This window comes from Pseudomonas lactis (assembly GCF_001439845.1).
Lineage (GTDB): Bacteria > Pseudomonadota > Gammaproteobacteria > Pseudomonadales > Pseudomonadaceae > Aquipseudomonas > Aquipseudomonas lactis.
The window spans coordinates 280,159-295,290 of sequence record NZ_JYLO01000010.1 but is presented as its reverse complement, the minus strand read 5'-3'; the positions used below and the strand labels follow the sequence as shown (position 1 = coordinate 295,290).

At 60.2% G+C, this 15,132-nt stretch carries 18 protein-coding genes and 1 pseudogene; 8 read left to right on the top strand and 11 right to left on the bottom strand.

Going from position 1 to position 15,132, the window contains the following annotated elements; genetic code table 11:
• Positions 1-444: 444 nt before the first annotated feature.
• Entirely contained in the window at positions 445-864 is a 420-nt protein-coding gene (locus TX24_RS19315; protein ID WP_057710901.1) for an organic hydroperoxide resistance protein, read from the top strand.
• A gap of 66 nt (positions 865-930) precedes the next feature.
• On the opposite strand, the gene TX24_RS19310 is transcribed toward TX24_RS19315, so the two are convergent.
• Positions 931-1,503 (bottom strand): elongation factor P, encoded by a 573-nt coding sequence (locus TX24_RS19310; protein WP_003172723.1) that lies wholly within the window; start codon positions 1,501-1,503, stop codon positions 931-933.
• A 49-nt stretch (positions 1,504-1,552) separates the two neighbouring features.
• The gene (earP, locus tag TX24_RS19305) at positions 1,553-2,686 is read right to left on the bottom strand and encodes an elongation factor P maturation arginine rhamnosyltransferase EarP (RefSeq protein ID WP_057710900.1); all 1,134 of its coding nucleotides are present in this window, start codon (positions 2,684-2,686) and stop codon (positions 1,553-1,555) included.
• 132 nt (positions 2,687-2,818) lie between these two features.
• Between earP and TX24_RS19300 the strand changes: the two genes are divergently transcribed.
• Both TX24_RS19300 and TX24_RS19295 read left to right on the top strand, forming a co-directional pair.
• Positions 2,819-3,187: a hypothetical protein gene (locus TX24_RS19300; protein ID WP_003189878.1), complete on the top strand. Its 369-nt coding sequence runs from the start codon at positions 2,819-2,821 to the stop codon at positions 3,185-3,187.
• Positions 3,188-3,201: 14 nt separating this feature from the next.
• On the top strand, positions 3,202-3,684 hold the full coding sequence (locus tag TX24_RS19295; RefSeq protein WP_003189877.1) for a GreA/GreB family elongation factor: 483 nt from the start codon (positions 3,202-3,204) through the stop codon (positions 3,682-3,684).
• A gap of 123 nt (positions 3,685-3,807) precedes the next feature.
• On the opposite strand, the gene cysB is transcribed toward TX24_RS19295, so the two are convergent.
• The 5 genes and pseudogenes from cysB to TX24_RS19275 all read right to left on the bottom strand — a co-directional run bounded on the left by cysB (position 3,808) and on the right by TX24_RS19275 (position 6,895).
• On the bottom strand, positions 3,808-4,782 hold the full coding sequence (cysB, locus tag TX24_RS19290; protein WP_003189876.1) for an HTH-type transcriptional regulator CysB: 975 nt from the start codon (positions 4,780-4,782) through the stop codon (positions 3,808-3,810).
• 103 nt (positions 4,783-4,885) lie between these two features.
• Positions 4,886-5,386: a universal stress protein gene (locus TX24_RS19285; protein WP_003189875.1), complete on the bottom strand. Its 501-nt coding sequence runs from the start codon at positions 5,384-5,386 to the stop codon at positions 4,886-4,888.
• A 48-nt stretch (positions 5,387-5,434) separates the two neighbouring features.
• Positions 5,435-5,533, bottom strand: a pseudogene (locus TX24_RS32565) (5'-nucleotidase); the annotation flags it as partial.
• Between the two features lie 16 nt (positions 5,534-5,549).
• Complete coding sequence (locus TX24_RS19280) at positions 5,550-6,512, bottom strand: putative 2-dehydropantoate 2-reductase (RefSeq protein WP_003189874.1); 963 nt, start codon at positions 6,510-6,512, stop codon at positions 5,550-5,552.
• On the bottom strand, positions 6,509-6,895 hold the full coding sequence (locus TX24_RS19275) for a thioredoxin family protein (RefSeq protein WP_003189873.1): 387 nt from the start codon (positions 6,893-6,895) through the stop codon (positions 6,509-6,511). The genes TX24_RS19280 and TX24_RS19275 overlap by 4 nt, the downstream gene beginning before the upstream one ends.
• On the opposite strand from TX24_RS19275, the gene TX24_RS19270 reads away from it, so the two are divergent.
• Both TX24_RS19270 and TX24_RS19265 read left to right on the top strand, forming a co-directional pair.
• A complete protein-coding gene (locus tag TX24_RS19270; RefSeq protein WP_003189872.1) occupies positions 6,894-7,328 on the top strand; it encodes a PilZ domain-containing protein in 435 nt (144 codons plus the stop codon). The genes TX24_RS19275 and TX24_RS19270 overlap by 2 nt on opposite strands.
• Before the next feature lie 129 nt (positions 7,329-7,457).
• A complete protein-coding gene (locus TX24_RS19265; RefSeq protein WP_003189871.1) occupies positions 7,458-8,534 on the top strand; it encodes a 3-deoxy-7-phosphoheptulonate synthase in 1,077 nt (358 codons plus the stop codon).
• Between the two features lie 69 nt (positions 8,535-8,603).
• Here TX24_RS19265 and TX24_RS19260 read toward each other — a convergent pair whose 3' ends face one another.
• On the bottom strand, positions 8,604-8,885 hold the full coding sequence (locus TX24_RS19260) for a GNAT family N-acetyltransferase (protein ID WP_003189869.1): 282 nt from the start codon (positions 8,883-8,885) through the stop codon (positions 8,604-8,606).
• Between the two features lie 612 nt (positions 8,886-9,497).
• On the opposite strand from TX24_RS19260, the gene oprI reads away from it, so the two are divergent.
• Complete coding sequence (oprI, locus tag TX24_RS19255) at positions 9,498-9,749, top strand: outer membrane lipoprotei OprI (RefSeq protein WP_003172710.1); 252 nt, start codon at positions 9,498-9,500, stop codon at positions 9,747-9,749.
• A gap of 172 nt (positions 9,750-9,921) precedes the next feature.
• Here oprI and TX24_RS19250 read toward each other — a convergent pair whose 3' ends face one another.
• From TX24_RS19250 to TX24_RS19240, 3 genes are all read right to left on the bottom strand, one after another.
• Positions 9,922-10,887 (bottom strand): L,D-transpeptidase family protein, encoded by a 966-nt coding sequence (locus TX24_RS19250; protein WP_003189867.1) that lies wholly within the window; start codon positions 10,885-10,887, stop codon positions 9,922-9,924.
• 78 nt (positions 10,888-10,965) lie between these two features.
• Positions 10,966-11,259 carry a hypothetical protein gene (locus tag TX24_RS19245; RefSeq protein WP_003189866.1) on the bottom strand — a complete coding sequence of 98 codons (294 nt, stop codon included), beginning with the start codon at positions 11,257-11,259 and terminating at the stop codon, positions 10,966-10,968.
• A gap of 58 nt (positions 11,260-11,317) precedes the next feature.
• On the bottom strand, positions 11,318-11,923 hold the full coding sequence (locus TX24_RS19240) for an arylesterase (protein ID WP_003189865.1): 606 nt from the start codon (positions 11,921-11,923) through the stop codon (positions 11,318-11,320).
• Positions 11,924-11,933: 10 nt separating this feature from the next.
• Here TX24_RS19240 and TX24_RS19235 point away from each other — a divergent pair, with 10 nt between their 5' ends.
• Together TX24_RS19235 and TX24_RS19230 are read left to right on the top strand one after the other, a co-directional pair.
• Entirely contained in the window at positions 11,934-12,617 is a 684-nt protein-coding gene (locus tag TX24_RS19235; protein ID WP_003189864.1) for an ABC transporter ATP-binding protein, read from the top strand.
• Entirely contained in the window at positions 12,617-15,127 is a 2,511-nt protein-coding gene (locus tag TX24_RS19230; protein ID WP_003189863.1) for an ABC transporter permease, read from the top strand. The genes TX24_RS19235 and TX24_RS19230 overlap by 1 nt, the downstream gene beginning before the upstream one ends.
• Positions 15,128-15,132: the final 5 nt, after the last annotated feature.

Below are 15,132 nucleotides of genomic sequence, written 5' to 3'. Positions count from 1 at the left end.
TCGGTGTGCCCGTAATCCGCCAGTGATTTGGGGGGCCGCCGCCACGCGCCATCCATGGCGCGGGGCGGCTAAACCGGCATCCCTGCCGGTTTACCCCCCAAATCACTGTCGAATTCCGGCCAGCGTGGTTTGACGGGGCGCCTAAGATCAAAAGCAGATCAAGAGCAAGAGCGGCTCGCTTCGCATCGTGGTTAGCGGGGGCTGCTACAGCCCACAAAAAGGTGTGTAGATACCTAGGCTGCGATGGCGGCGAATCAGTCAGTATTTTCGGGGCTGACACACCGCAATCGCAGGCAAGCCAGCTCCCACTTTTGCTCTGCGGCGCCCTCACATTTTTTGTTCATCTGAAAAATTATCTTGCGCACTAAACATTAGAGCTATACATTCACCTCACCAACTACTTAGCGCGCAAATGTTTAGCGCTAAAACACAGAGGAACGCCCCATGCAAACGCTCTACACCGCAGTAGCCACCGCCACTGGCGGCCGTGATGGTCGCGCCGTTTCCAGCGACAATATCCTCGACGTCAAGCTGTCGACTCCAAAGGAGTTGGGCGGTGCCGGTGGCCAGGCCACTAACCCCGAGCAATTGTTTGCTGCCGGCTACTCCGCTTGCTTTATCGGCGCACTGAAATTCGTGGCCAGCCAGACCAAACGCAAAATCCCGGATGACGCGTCGATCACTGCCCACGTGGGCATCGGCCAGATCCCTGGCGGCTTCGGCCTGGATATCGACCTGAATATCAGCCTGCCGGGCCTGGCCCAGGATGATGCGCAAAGCCTGGTCGACGCCGCGCACCAAGTCTGCCCGTACTCCAACGCCACACGTGGCAACGTTGATGTGCGTTTGCATGTAACGGTCTGATAAACAGACGCCCATGAAAAAGCCCGACTCAAGGTCGGGCTTTTTTTCGTATCGCCGGGGCCAGAATTACTTCTTGGCGCGACCTTTGTACGAACCACCTTCACGGGTGTCGATCTCGATCAGGTCGTCGATTTCGATGAAATCGGCCACTTGCAGTTCGGTACCGTTGCTCAGCTTGGCAGGCTTCATCACCTTGCCGGAAGTGTCGCCGCGAGCGGAGCCTTCGGTGTAAGCAACCTTACGCACGATGGTGGTCGGCAGTTCTACGGAAACCAGGCGCTCTTCGAAGAAGATCGCTTCGCAGACGTCTTCCATGCCTTCTTCGATGAACGGCAGAACGGCTTCGATATCTTCAGCGTTCAGCTCGTACATGGTGTAGTCGGTGGTGTCCATGAACGTGTAGGTGTCGCCGCTGATGAAGGACAGGGTCGCTTCTTTGCGGTCGAGGATCACGTCGTCCAGTTTGTCATCGGCGCTGTAGACGATTTCGGTCTTGTAACCGGTCAGCAGGTTCTTCAGCTTGGTCTTCATGATTGCGCTGTTACGACCAGACTTGGTGAACTCAGCTTTCTGAACCAGCCAAGGGTCGTTTTCGAGACGGATCACTGTACCGGGTTTCAGTTCTTTACCAGTTTTCATTGCGTATATCCGAAATTTGGATGGGATTGACAAAAATCAAGGTGGCGTATCATATCCAACTTTCATAAAACTGTACCAGCGCCGTCGCAAGATCGGCCTGCAAGCCTTGTTCCAGACACCAGTTCTGCGCGTGCTGGCTGACCTCCGGCCAATGTTCCAGCAGCATTTTCCAGGACTGTGCCATATCGCCATCAGCGTTCCAGGCTTGCCAGAGCGTAACGACGGCAGCCTTGGCGGTCGGCGAAAGTGCGGCGGTGTACAGTTCCAGGAAGGCGTCGAGCTTGTCCAGGTGGATGTCTTCGTCCTGGCGGTAGATGTGCCACAGCAATGGCCTGCCCGCCCACTGGGCACGCACGAATGAGTCCTCGCCACGCACGGCGTTGAGTTCGCAGCACCATAGCAATCGGTCATATTGCTCCTGACGCACGAATGCAATGACCTGTACGGTCAGCGCACCACGCACCTGGATGTCACCTGCGGACAAGCTGTTCACGCCCAGCCAGCGTTGCACATCCCCCAGAATGCGCCCTTCCGGCACCAGCAAGTGCGTCCCACGCCTATCGGCTGCCAATACGTCCAGCCAGCCGGCCAAGCCGTCATTCTCATAGGCAAACAGCGACATCAAACGCGCACCGGCCGTCGGAGCAACACCCAGGCTTTGCAGGAACTGTTGCTGCGCGAGGTCATCCTGCTGAAATGCCTGGCGGCGCTCCAACAAGCCGGCTTCGCGCAACAGGCCGCCGGTGCCTGGGCGAAAACCGGGGAAGAAAAAGTATTTCTGCACGCCCTTGTACTTCACCGAAGGCAAGCGATGGCAGCCCACCACCCAGTCTTCGGCGCTGAGGTAATCGAGGTTCATCCACAATGGCGCACGCTCACGCTCGGCCATGCGGTCCATGTACTCAGGCGGTAGCTGGCAGGCGAACGCGGCAATCACCACATCGGCAGGGTGTGCGCCAGGCCATTCGGCCGGCCAGTGACGCACTTGCACGCCCTCTTGCCATTGCTGGCCCACCTGCACATCAATGTCCGGGCACATGCGTTCGAAGGCCCGCAGGTCGTCGACCCACAAACGCACGTCACAGCCCTGCTCCACCACCAACTGCCGGGCCAGGCGCCAGGTCACGCCGATGTCGCCGTAGTTGTCGACGACACTGCAAAAAATATCCCAGCGGGCTTTCATTCCGGGCTCCATCGATCAAAGGTTCGATTGTCCGCATAAATGCGTGGATGCAGAAGGCTTGATCGCGATTATTCTGCACGGAGGCTGTGCGACAATCACCGCCATGCCGTCAATGCCTGCCAGGAGGCCCTTATGTCTGACCGTCCGTTATCGCTGTTCAAGCTCTGCATCGCGATTGCCGCAGGCGTGTGGCTAGGGTTTATCGCCATTGCGCTGACCACCTGGCTGGCGTCTCGCTACCTGTTCCCCCAGAGCCTGGCGCCGGTGGCACAGGCGGTTCAGCAATTGGGCCAACCGGCGATGGTTGAGCCGCAGCCACCGAACCGCCTGTTCGAACAGTACCAACAGAACCTGCATAAACAGGAACAACAACAGGCTCTGGAACAGGCCCGAAGCAACGCGCGTAACCTGTCCAACCCCAAATGCCAGTTCTGGCTGCAACAAGACCAGAACGCTCCCAATGAAAAGACGCGGGCCAATGTCCTGCAATTCTGCGATTGATGCCAGATACCGCCATGAATAAACACGCCGTGCTCCAGTTGATCCTGGAAAAGCTCACCGTCGACCTCGACATCGTCCAACGCGCCGCGCAGACCGCTTACGAAACCGCGACCCACGAAGAAAACATCGCCGAGAACAAATACGACACCCTCGGCCTGGAGGCTTCGTACCTGGCCACCGGGCAGGCCCGGCGAGTGGAGGAGATCAAGCAATCGCTGGTCTTGTGCCAGCAATTGCAGCTACGTGCGTACGATGATCAACGTGGGATAGAGACAGGCACGCTGGTAGGCCTGGAAGACGAGGACGGTCGCCAGCAATGGCTGTTCCTGGCGCCGGATGCAGCGGGTTTGAAAGTGGATGTGGTCGGGCAACCAGTGACCGTCATCACGCCGCGCTCGCCCTTGGGCAAAGGCCTGCTGGGCAAGCGTATCGATGAAGAGGTGGAGATTCTGGTGGCCGGCGCTCGGCAGTACTTTACGGTGACCGAGGCCAGATAACCTACGGCCCCTGTAGGCGCGAGCTTGCTCGCGAAGAAACGCAAGGGCGCCGCATACAACCTGGCGCCCCGCGTTATCGTTGGCGATCTTCGCGAGCAAGCTCGCGCCTACAGGGTAATCGTGTCAGTGGACGGGCAATTCGACGCCGTCGAACAGCTCTTCCAGCTCTTGCTTGTTGTGGCACTGAATCGCCTTTGCCATCACTTCGCGGGTCAGGTGCGGGGCGAACTTCTCGATGAAATCGCACATGAAGCCGCGCAGGAAAGTACCGCGGCGGAAACCGATCTTGGTCACGCTGGACTCGAACAATTCGCTGGCATCCAGCACCACCAGGTCTTTGTCCAGGTTGGTGTCGACCGCCATCTTGGCAACGATCCCGACGCCCAGGCCGAGGCGCACATAGGTCTTGATCACGTCGGCATCGGCAGCGGTGAACACCACCTTGGGCGTGAGGCCGCGATGGCTGAAGGCTTCGTCGAGCTTGGAACGGCCGGTAAAGCCGAACACATAGGTCACAATCGGGTATTCAGCCAAGGCTTCCAGGGTCAGCTTCGGCAACTTGGCCAACGGGTGCCCCTGAGGCACAACCACGCAACGGTTCCAGCGGTAGCAGGGCATCATCACCAGGTCGCCGAACAGTTCCAGGGCTTCGGTGGCGATGGCAAAATCGACGGTGCCGTCAGCGGCCATTTCGGCAATCTGCATCGGCGAACCCTGGTGCATGTGCAGCGCCACGTCCGGGTATTGCTTGATGAAATCGCGGATCACCGGCGGCAGTGCATAACGTGCCTGGGTGTGAGTGGTGGCGATCGACAAGGTGCCTTTCTTCTCGTTGGAGAATTCCTGGGCAATCTGCTTGATGCTTTCGACTTTACGCAGGATCTCGCCGGCGGTGGTGATGATGCGCTCGCCAGCCGGAGTGACGCGGGTCAGGTGTTTGCCACTGCGTGCGAAGACTTCGACGCCCAGCTCGTCTTCGAGCAGGCGGATCTGCTTGCTGATACCAGGCTGCGAGGTGTAGAGGCTTTGAGCGGTAGCGGAAACGTTGAGGTCGTGGTGCGCCACTTCCCAGATGTAGCGCAGTTGTTGAAGCTTCATATCAATCCCTCAAAGCAGATAGACGCCACGGGTATCAGCGACGGTATATAACTATATTAAAGGTTTGGCGGATAAATCTAGAACTTTTTATCGTTTTTACCGATCAGCTGTCGTCACTGCGCCGACGCTGCAGCGACGGCACCAAGTAAACCGGCACCGGGGACAACTGCAACACCCGTGCGGCGGTACGTCCAAGGGGGACGGCCACGCCGGTTGCCTGGCTATGACTGCCGACGACCAGCAAGTCGACAGACAGTTTTCGCAACTGGTCGAGAATCACCTCGCAAGGGTCCCCCTGGATCACCTTGACCGAGCGAATCCATTGCAGGTCCTGCTCCCCTTCCCCCCACTCCTCGCGAAAGCTGTCGAGCACACGCTGTTCAATCGTCGCCATCACCGTGCTCAGCCCCTTGCTCTGCCATTCGCTCAAGGCGGCCTCATCAAGGTAGCTCTGCAACACCGATTCGGCGAACAAGCCGATGGGCTCGACCACGTGGATCACATACAGGTCAGCCTTGAACGTTCGCGCCAGCGCCAATGCATGTTGCATCACATAGGGTGCATACAGACCGAGGTCCGTGGCAAACAGCATCGAACGAATCATAAAACCTCCTGGACTGCCAGGATGGCGGGGATGGAATGAGCTTAGCAGCTAGCGCTCGGTCTGGATTCTCAACTCGTTGCTGATGCCATGGGGCACATGCCCAGTGGCCACCACCTCCCTGGCTTTCTCGCAATGGCCAGCCTGGTCAGTGGTTCCCCCCCAATCAGCGGTTGTGCCGATCAATGAAACTCAAGGCCTGGTACAGCGCCTGCATGCGTGGCAGTTCGCAACCGGCCGCTTTGGCAGCGGCCAAGGGACGGGCGTAGATGGCCGCCAGTTCCAAGGGCCGCTTGTGCAGGTGGTCGTGGTACATGCTGGGCAGGTAGTCGTCCATGGTTTCGGTCATGGCGAACATCTGCCCGGCGTAGCTGGCAGGAATTTCATGCCCACAGGCATGAGCGCCCTGCACCACCTCGGCCATCAGCGCCTGGATCAACTCGCGGCTGGACTCATCGGCCATCATGGCCGTGGTGCCCGTGCCCAGCAACACCGAGAGGCCGTTGAATGGCACATTCCAGACCAGCTTGTGCCAACGCGCCAGATGCACATTGGCCATGGCCTGGGACTCGATACCGGCTTGATGAAACAGCCCGGCGCCGGCTTCGACAATCGCCTGTTGCCGCGCCTCATCGTTGGCCGCCGTGCCACTGTGATAGCCCAGGTTGACCCGGCCCAACGCCTGATGCTCGACCACACCGGGGGCCGAGCGGTGCACACCGATGTAGCACAGGCCGCCCAACAGATGCAGCGAAGGCGGCAGGTGTTCACGCAGGCTGTCTTCCACATCGAGGCCGTTTTGCAGGAGCACCACTTTGGCGTCCGGCGCCGCCACTTGGGCGATGGTCGGCGCCAGGTCCACATTGCCGGTGGACTTGGTGCCCACCAATAGCCAGTCGCACGGCGGCATGTCGGCGGCGCTGGCATAGGCCTGCACCGGATGCAGGTGCAGTTGCCCATGCACCGTACTGTTGACGTGCAGGCCATGCTTGCTCACCGCGGCGTATTCGCTGCGCAACAGGAAATGCACGTCGAAGCCGGCACGCGCCAGCATCAGTCCGTAGTAACCACCAATGGCACCGGTGCCGATAATGCCAATGCGTGGCGACGGGGCTGCAACTGCTGTCATGGCAAATCCTCTGGTGTTCGGGTTAGCGCCTGGTTTACCCATTCGGCGAGGTCGGATGCTGTAAGACGTGTCTGTAATTGCCCAAGGAATTGACCCTCGCATACCAGGAACAACGCCGGCAAATGAAAGATCTGGTAGCGTTGCACCGCACCGCCGTTGTGCCCGGCATCCACCCAGCACACGCGGTCCACCGGCAAGTGCCAGCCGGGCAATTGCTGGCGTGCCCAGCGGCAACTGGTACAACCGACACTGGTGAACACTACCAGCGAAATACCTGGCAATCCCAGCAATTGCTGGTCAATATCCAGGTCGGTCAATTCCAGTTCCTTCACTATACTGCTGCCATTGCCGTCAACTGGACGGCGCTCGGAGTCCGTGTACATGGGTCGTTTTTTACCTCACCCTGATGATGTCGCTGTCGAGTTGATCCAACGTCCCTCTCCCGCCCTTCCCCGCCAACGCCTGCACACTATCGGCCGTGGCGGCATCGCCTGCAATTGGCCGCGTGCCTGGCGCGCCGGCACGGCGGTTGATCTGCATATCCCTTCCCTGGGGCCCAGCGCCCGTTATCCGGGCTATGTTGCCTGGTGCCGCAAGGTCGAACAGGGCTATCGCATCGGTATCTGCTTTACCGACGAACACGCCTTGTTCGGTGCGCGGATGGGCGAGCAAGTGTGCCAGATCGAGCGTTACTGCCGCCTGCACGAAGATGCCGAGCCAACGCCTGCGCAACTGGAAGCCATGGCCCGTGATTGGGTGTCGCGCCATGCCGGCGAGTTCTCCCATGAGGCGGTTGTGCAGCCAGCACTGGATTAAACCGGGCTTTGCCCATTGTCGCGGGCCCGTGTTACGCGCTAAGGTTCCTCCCCCTGCATTCAAATCATGCTGTGCCCGCCGCACGGGGATAGCTGGCGGCCGGCACCCGTGACCCTGGCGAGTAACACGATGGCTGATTTACCGATCAATGACCTTAACGTTGAATCCAACGAGACCCTGATCACCCCCGATCAGCTCAAGCGCGAAATCCCCCTGAGCGACGCTGCCCTGCAGACCGTCACCAAGGGCCGCGAAGTCATCCGTGACATTCTCGACGGCACCGACCACCGCCTCTTCGTGGTGATCGGGCCCTGCTCTATCCACGACCTCAAGGCCGCCCACGAATATGCCGAGCGCCTCAAGGTGCTGGCAGCTGAGGTGTCCGACACCTTGTACCTGGTCATGCGCGTGTATTTCGAGAAGCCGCGTACCACCGTCGGCTGGAAAGGCTTGATCAACGACCCGTACCTGGACGACTCCTTCAAAATCCAGGACGGCTTGCACATCGGTCGCAAGCTGCTGCTGGACCTGGCTGAAATGGGCCTGCCCACCGCCACCGAAGCCCTCGACCCGATCTCCCCGCAATACCTCCAGGACCTGATCAGTTGGTCGGCTATCGGCGCACGCACCACCGAATCCCAGACCCACCGCGAAATGGCGTCCGGCCTGTCCTCGGCCGTAGGCTTCAAGAACGGCACCGACGGCGGCCTGACCGTGGCGATCAATGCGCTGCAATCGGTCTCCAGCCCTCACCGTTTCCTGGGTATCAACCAGGAAGGCGGCGTGTCCATCGTGACCACCAAGGGCAACGCCTACGGTCACGTGGTGCTGCGTGGCGGCAATGGCAAGCCCAACTATGATTCGGTCAGCGTCGCCCTGTGCGAACAGGCGCTGAACAAGGCCAAGATCAAGCCAAACATCATGGTCGATTGCAGCCACGCCAACTCCAACAAAGACCCGGCGTTGCAGCCGTTGGTGATGGAGAACGTTGCCAACCAGATCCTGGAAGGCAACCAGTCGATCATCGGCTTGATGGTGGAGAGCCATCTGAACTGGGGTTGCCAGGCGATTCCAAAAGACCTGGCCGACTTGCAGTACGGCGTATCGATCACCGATGCCTGTATCGACTGGTCCGCCACCGAAACCACCCTGCGCAGCATGCATGCCAAACTCAAGGACGTGTTGCCCCAGCGCAAACGCACCTGAGCCTGTACCTGTTTCGCGCACACAAAAACGCCGGGCTAAGCCCGGCGTTTTTTATTGGCAACTGGTCAGTTACAGCTTCGCGGCATGGCGCTGGTGGCGCTCCATGTAGCGTTCGACATAGGAGCACGACGGGATCACCGTGTAGCCAGCCTCTTCGGCAAACTTCAAGGCTTCCTCGGTCAACGCAGCCGCAATGCCTCGCCCCCGCAGTGCGTTGGGCACGAAGGTGCGATAGATATCCAGGGTCTGCTTCCCGAGGTCCATGTAGGTCAGGTAGGCACGATGACCGTCCACATTGGTCTCGAACTGATGACCAGCCTGGTCATGGTGGATGGACAACGCCTCGCTCATCACTACTCCTCGCGGGTCTGAATTAACGACCCTACCTTACCGATGTTTTTCCGGCGAAGGAACATCTACGCCACCCCGTGCCGGTTTCGACAGCGAGAAAACCGTGAGCGCTCACAACCAGCACATAGGGAATAGTAGGCACCAAACCTGAAATTGCTCAAGGCGCACTCGTCATTCCCCGCCGCTGATGGATATAGAAAGGGCCTCGATCAATCGGCGACCGATAGCCTGAACATTGCCGGCAGTTGAACCTTGAGACGAACTGGCGCTCTTAAAGTCACCTCTAGATGCGCAAAAGATGCCTGGCGCAGTAAAGCCAAGCGCGACCAAAGTGCCCCGCTTCGTTATATAAAATTTCATCGATTTACAAGGCTTAACACATGCGGGCCGGCCCTTTCAGCCTGGATCCAATGTTCGTCGAGGCGCAAAAAACTGGACGGTTTTCATACAAACCGTCAAAAGATTAGCCAAAATAGATTCGGCACAAGAAATTTTTTTGCTTCTTGCGCAACGTCAGTTTACTTACTACAAGTAATGGGTAGTATGTACGCCGGCTATTAGCTCACTCTGAGAAAGTAGCCATTAAATTGAAAGTCCTTGAAGGGGAACACGATGAACAACGTTCTGAAATTCTCTGCTCTGGCTCTGGCCGCAGTTCTGGCTACCGGTTGCAGCAGCGTCTCCAAAGAAACCGAAGCTCGTCTGACTGCAACTGAAGACGCAGCAGCTCGCTCCCAGGCCCGTGCAGACGAAGCCTACCGTAAAGCTGATGAAGCTCTGGCTGCTGCTCAAAAAGCACAACAGACTGCTGACGAAGCTAACGAGCGCGCTCTGCGCATGCTTGAAAAAGCAAGCCGCAAGTAATAATCCTTCGGGGTTGTTATCAAGCCGATCCATTTATGGGTCGGCTTTTTTTTGCCTTTGATTTGGCACGCGCCACCTGTAGGAGCGAACTTGCTCGCGAAGATGGTCAACGATGACGCGGGCGTCCTGAATGACAGCGGCGCCCTCAGGTTTTTCGCGAGCAAGCTCGCTCCTACAGCAGGTCGGCCGGCGTACTTGAGGCCACAGGCGCCGCGCCTGGCACACCAATTTCGGTCGGCAAGCCATCCTCGGCGGCGACCACGTCACGTACCTGGTCCCAGTTGACCCGCAGGTTATTGGACAGGTCTTCGCGCTTGAGCAACGCATTGATAACTGCGGTGTGCTTGTCGACCACCGAGGGCGTACCGTCATCGTTCAACGGCGTGTGGGCTTCAAGGTAGACCTTGCCGCCGCTGCTGCCGAACTTGTACGCGTCGTTGATGATGCGCACTGACGTGCCCACCGGCACCATGCCCGCCATTTCCAACACGTTGTTATTGAACATGCGGAAGCAGCCGTGGCTGGTGCGCGTGCCGATCCCGAATTTCATGTTGGAGCCGTGAATCAGGTAACCCGGCGTGCCCAGGGTGAACTTGAACGGCCCCAGTGGGTTGTCGGGGCCGGCAGGCACCACATTGGGCAGCGGGTCACCGTTGGCGGCGTGCTCGGCCTTGATCGAGGCCGGTGGTGTCCAGGTCGGGTTGGGCGTCTTGGCGATGATACTGGTATGGGCAATCGGCGAGCCCCAGCCTTCCCGGCCAATACCCAGCGGGAAGGTATAGACGACGTTTTGGCCTTTGGGATAGTAGTAGAGCCGGTATTCCGCCAGGTTGATCACAATGCCTTCCCGCGGCCCGGGCGGCAGGATAAAGCGTGTGGGCAGCACAATCTCGGTGCCCGCGCCCGGCAACCAGGCATCGACGCCCGGGTTGGCCGCGACCATTTCCGAATAGCCCAGGTCGTAGGTGGTGCCAAGGTCAGCAAAGGTATCTTCGTACTTGGCCTTGATCACTTGGACCTGGCCGACAATGTCCTCACCGGGCGGCGGCAAGGGCAACTGCAAGGCCGCCGCCGAACCCGCCGCACAAAGCGCAGCAAGAGACAGGCAGCAGGTGACGACGGAAAGGCGCGACAACATCCGGAAAATCCTTCGCAAGACGACGGGTAGGGAAAAACTGATTGTATACGGCTTCGCAGCGCCAAGCTTCAAGCTGTTTTACAGCTCGAAGCGCAGCTCCGGCCAGATCGGCGGCGTGCCGCGCTTTTGCGATTCGAGAATCGCCCGGCATAACGGGCAGAGTCGCTGGTCTTGAAAAATCGAGCGGTTGACCGATGACCAGCGTGGCTGTGCGGGCAATAAAGTGCCGCAGAGCGTGCGGTCGATGGAGCCGCCCAGTTCCAATTGACGCGCCACCAAATGCACCCGCACTTCCTGGCAGGCGAACAGGTCCAGCTGCTCGTCCGGCTCGATCAGTTGGTAGTTAAACAGGGACCAGGCAGGGCGCGACATCGAGGGCTCCAAATCGGGGGGGCGCCACCTTAGCCGAAAGCCTGCCGGTAGAAAAGCGTCATAACAGCGGTTTTAGCGTTGGCCAGACATTTTCCAGCAACTTGCCTTGCGCCGCGACTGCCGGATGCAATTGATCAGCCTGCATCAGCTCTGGATGACCGCCCACGCCCTCAAGGAAAAACGGTACCAGAGGAATGTTTTTTTCCTTGGCCAATGCACCATAGACTTGTGCAAACGCGTTGGTGTATCGAGGCCCGTAATTGGGTGGCAACTGCATCCCCAGCAGCAGCACCTTGGCACCACCGGCCTTGGACTGGTCAATCATCGACGCAAGATTTTGTTTCAATTGCGCCGGCGGCTGGCCGCGCAAGCCATCGTTGCCACCCAACTCGATCACCACCACATCCGGTTTATGCGCCGCAAGCGCCGCCGGCAGCCGCGCGAGGCCTCCTGCACTGGTGTCGCCACTGATGGAAGCATTGACGACTTTATCGTCAAAACCCTCCTGCTTGAGCCGTTGCTCCAGCAACGCGACCCACCCTTTGCGGGTATCCAGGCCGAAACCGGCACTGATACTATCGCCAACGATCAGGACTGTACCCGCCGCTGCGTTCTGGGCCATGCACATCAAGGCCAGGCCAGCACTCAAAAACCACACTCGCATCGGATTCTCCATGGGCGCAAGCATTCTCACCGCGCGAAACCTTAGCAAAGTGGTTCCCAGCGCGGAAGGTGAACTGACTATCCTGCACGAACTGAGCCTGGAACTGAACAAGGGCGATAGCCTAGCTATCGTCGGCAGCTCCGGTTCCGGCAAATCCACCCTACTGGGCCTGCTGGCCGGCCTCGACCTGCCCAGCAGCGGCGAAGTCACCCTGGCCGGGCAAGCCCTGAGCACCCTCGACGAAGACCAGCGCGCACGCATCCGCGCCGAGCATGTGGGCTTCGTATTCCAATCCTTTCAGTTGCTCGACAGCTTGAACGCGCTGGAAAACGTGATGCTGCCGCTGGAGCTGGACGGTCGCCAGGACGCCCGCGAGCGAGCCAAACACCTGCTGGAGCGCGTAGGCCTGGGCCAGCGCCTGACCCACTCGCCTCGCCAGCTGTCCGGTGGCGAACAACAACGCGTGGCGATTGCCCGCGCGTTTGCCGCCGAACCGGATGTGCTGTTTGCCGACGAGCCCACCGGCAACCTCGACAGCCATACTGGCGAGCGCATCAGCGACCTGCTGTTCGAGTTGAATAAAGAGAGCGGTACGACCCTGGTACTGGTCACCCATGACGAGCGCCTGGCCCACCGTTGCCGACGCCTGATCCGCCTTGAAGCCGGCCTGATGGTCGCGCCCCTGGAGCCTTGATGGCACGTTTGCCGCTGTTGCGTCTGTTCAGCCTTGCCATGCGTCAGTTACTGCGCGACGCCCGCGCCGGTGAATTGCGCGTGCTGTTCTTTGCCCTGCTGGTGGCCGTGGCCGCCAGCACCGCCATCGGCTACTTTGGTGCGCGCCTCAACGGCGCCATGCTGCTGCGTGCCACCGAGTTCCTCGGCGCCGACCTGGTGCTCGAAGGCAGCTCGCCGGCCCGCCCCGAGCAAATCAAATCAGGGACCGAACTGGGCCTGGATCACGCCCGCATCGTGGAGTTCTCCAGCGTTATCGCCACCGACAATGGCATCCAGCTTTCCAGTATCAAGGCGGTCAACGAGCAGTACCCGCTGCGTGGCGAGCTTAAAAGCAGCACCGAGCCTTTCGGCGCTGAAGTTCCGGGCAGTGCCCCAAAACCCGGCGAAGCCTGGGTGGAAGCACGATTGCTGACGGCGCTGGACCTGAAAGTCGGCGACAGCATTGATGTCGGCATGAAAACCCTACGCTTGGCGCGCATCCTGACCTATGAGCCCGACCGCGCCGGCAACTTCTACAGCCTCACGCCCAGGGTCATGATCAACCTGGCGGACCTGGACGCCACCGGTGTCGTGCAGCCAGGCAGCCGGGTGAGCTACCGCGAACTATGGCGTGCGCCGCAAGGCAGCACTGCGCTGCAAACCTATCGCGACCTGGTCAAACCGGGCCTGGCCGCCAACCAGCGCCTGCAGGACTCCCGCGATGGCAACCAGCAAATCGGCGGCGCGCTGGGCAAGGCCGAACGCTACCTGAACATGGCCAGCCTGGTGGCCGTGCTGCTGGCTGGCGTGGCCGTGGCGCTGTCGGCCAACCGCTTCGCCAGCCGACGTTTCGATGCCAGCGCGTTGTTGCGCTGCCTGGGCCTGTCGCGCCGTGAAGCGATGTTGTTGTTCACCCTGCAACTGAGTGTGCTGGGCTTGCTGGCGAGCCTGGCCGGCGCCCTGCTCGGCTGGCTGGCGCAGTTTGGCCTGTTCTATTTCCTGCACGACTTGCTCCCCGCCGACGTACCGCCGGGCGGGCTGCTGCCGGCCGTCGCCGGGATCGGTACCGGGCTGGTCGCCCTCGCCGGCTTCGCCCTCCCGCCGCTGGCCGCACTGGGCCGGGTACCACCGCTGCGGGTGTTGCGCCGCGATTTGCTGCCTATCCCCTCAAGCACTTGGATGGTTTACGGCGCGGCGCTGTTTGCCTTGGGCCTGATCATGTGGCGCCTGAGCCTGGACTTGGTATTGACCTTCGCATTACTCGGTGGCGGTGTGGTGGCTGCGTTGCTCCTGGGTGGCTTGCTGTTGCTGTTGCTGCAAAGCCTGCGACGGTTATTGGCTCGCGCCTCCCTGCCCTGGCGCCTGGGCCTGGGCCAGTTGTTGCGTCACCCCTTGGCGGCGGCAGGCCAGTCCCTGGCGTTTGGCTTGATCCTGTTGTCCATGGGGTTGATCGCGCTGTTGCGGGGCGAATTGCTCGACACCTGGCAAAACCAGCTGCCCAAGGATGCACCCAACTACTTCGCCCTGAATATCCTGCCGGCCGACAAGGACGCCTTTGGCGCCCGCCTGCTGGATGTCCAGGCGCAAGCGGCGCCGCTTTACCCGGTGGTACCAGGGCGCTTGATCAGCATCAATGGCGAACCGGTGCAGGAGATTGTCAGCAAGGACTCCAGCGGCGACCGTGCCACTCAACGCGACCTGAGCCTGACCTGGGCAGCCGACTTGCCAGCGGGTAACGTCCTGACGGCAGGTAGCTGGTGGTCGGCGCAACCCACTGATGGGGTTCCTGGCGTGTCGGTGGAAGCCAAAGTGGCCGAGAGCCTGAAGCTCAAGCTCAACGACCATCTGGTGTTCACCATCGGAGGGGAAAACCGTGAGGCGCGGGTCACCAGCCTGCGCACCATCAACTGGGATAACTTCCAGCCCAACTTCTTCATGATTTTCCAACCGGGCACCTTGAAGGATCTGCCCGCGACCTACCTCACCAGCTTCTATCTGGCTCCCGGCCATGACCAACAGATCGTCGACCTGTCACGGGCCTTCCCGGCGGTCACTATCCTGCAGGTCGAGGCCCTGCTGGAGCAATTGCGCAGCATCCTTGCCCAAGTGACCTTGGCGGTCGAATACGTGCTGTTGTTTGTACTCGCGGCGGGCATGGCGGTGTTGTTCTCTGGCCTGCAGGCCACCCTGGATGAACGAATCCGCCAGGGTGCATTGCTGCGCGCCCTGGGTGCCGAGCGTAAGTTGCTGGTCAAGGCCCGACGCATTGAGTTCGGCCTGCTGGGCGCCGTCAGCGGCTTGTTGGCGGCACTGGGCACCGAACTGGTGACCTGGGTGCTGTACCGCTACGCCTTTGACCTGGCGTGGCATCCCCACCCGTGGTTGTTACTGCTGCCCGTGATCGGTGCTTTGTTGATTGGCGCTGCCGGAGTGTTCGGCACGCGCCGTGCGCTGAATGCCAGCCCGCTGACCGTATTGCGCGAAGGCTGAAACCC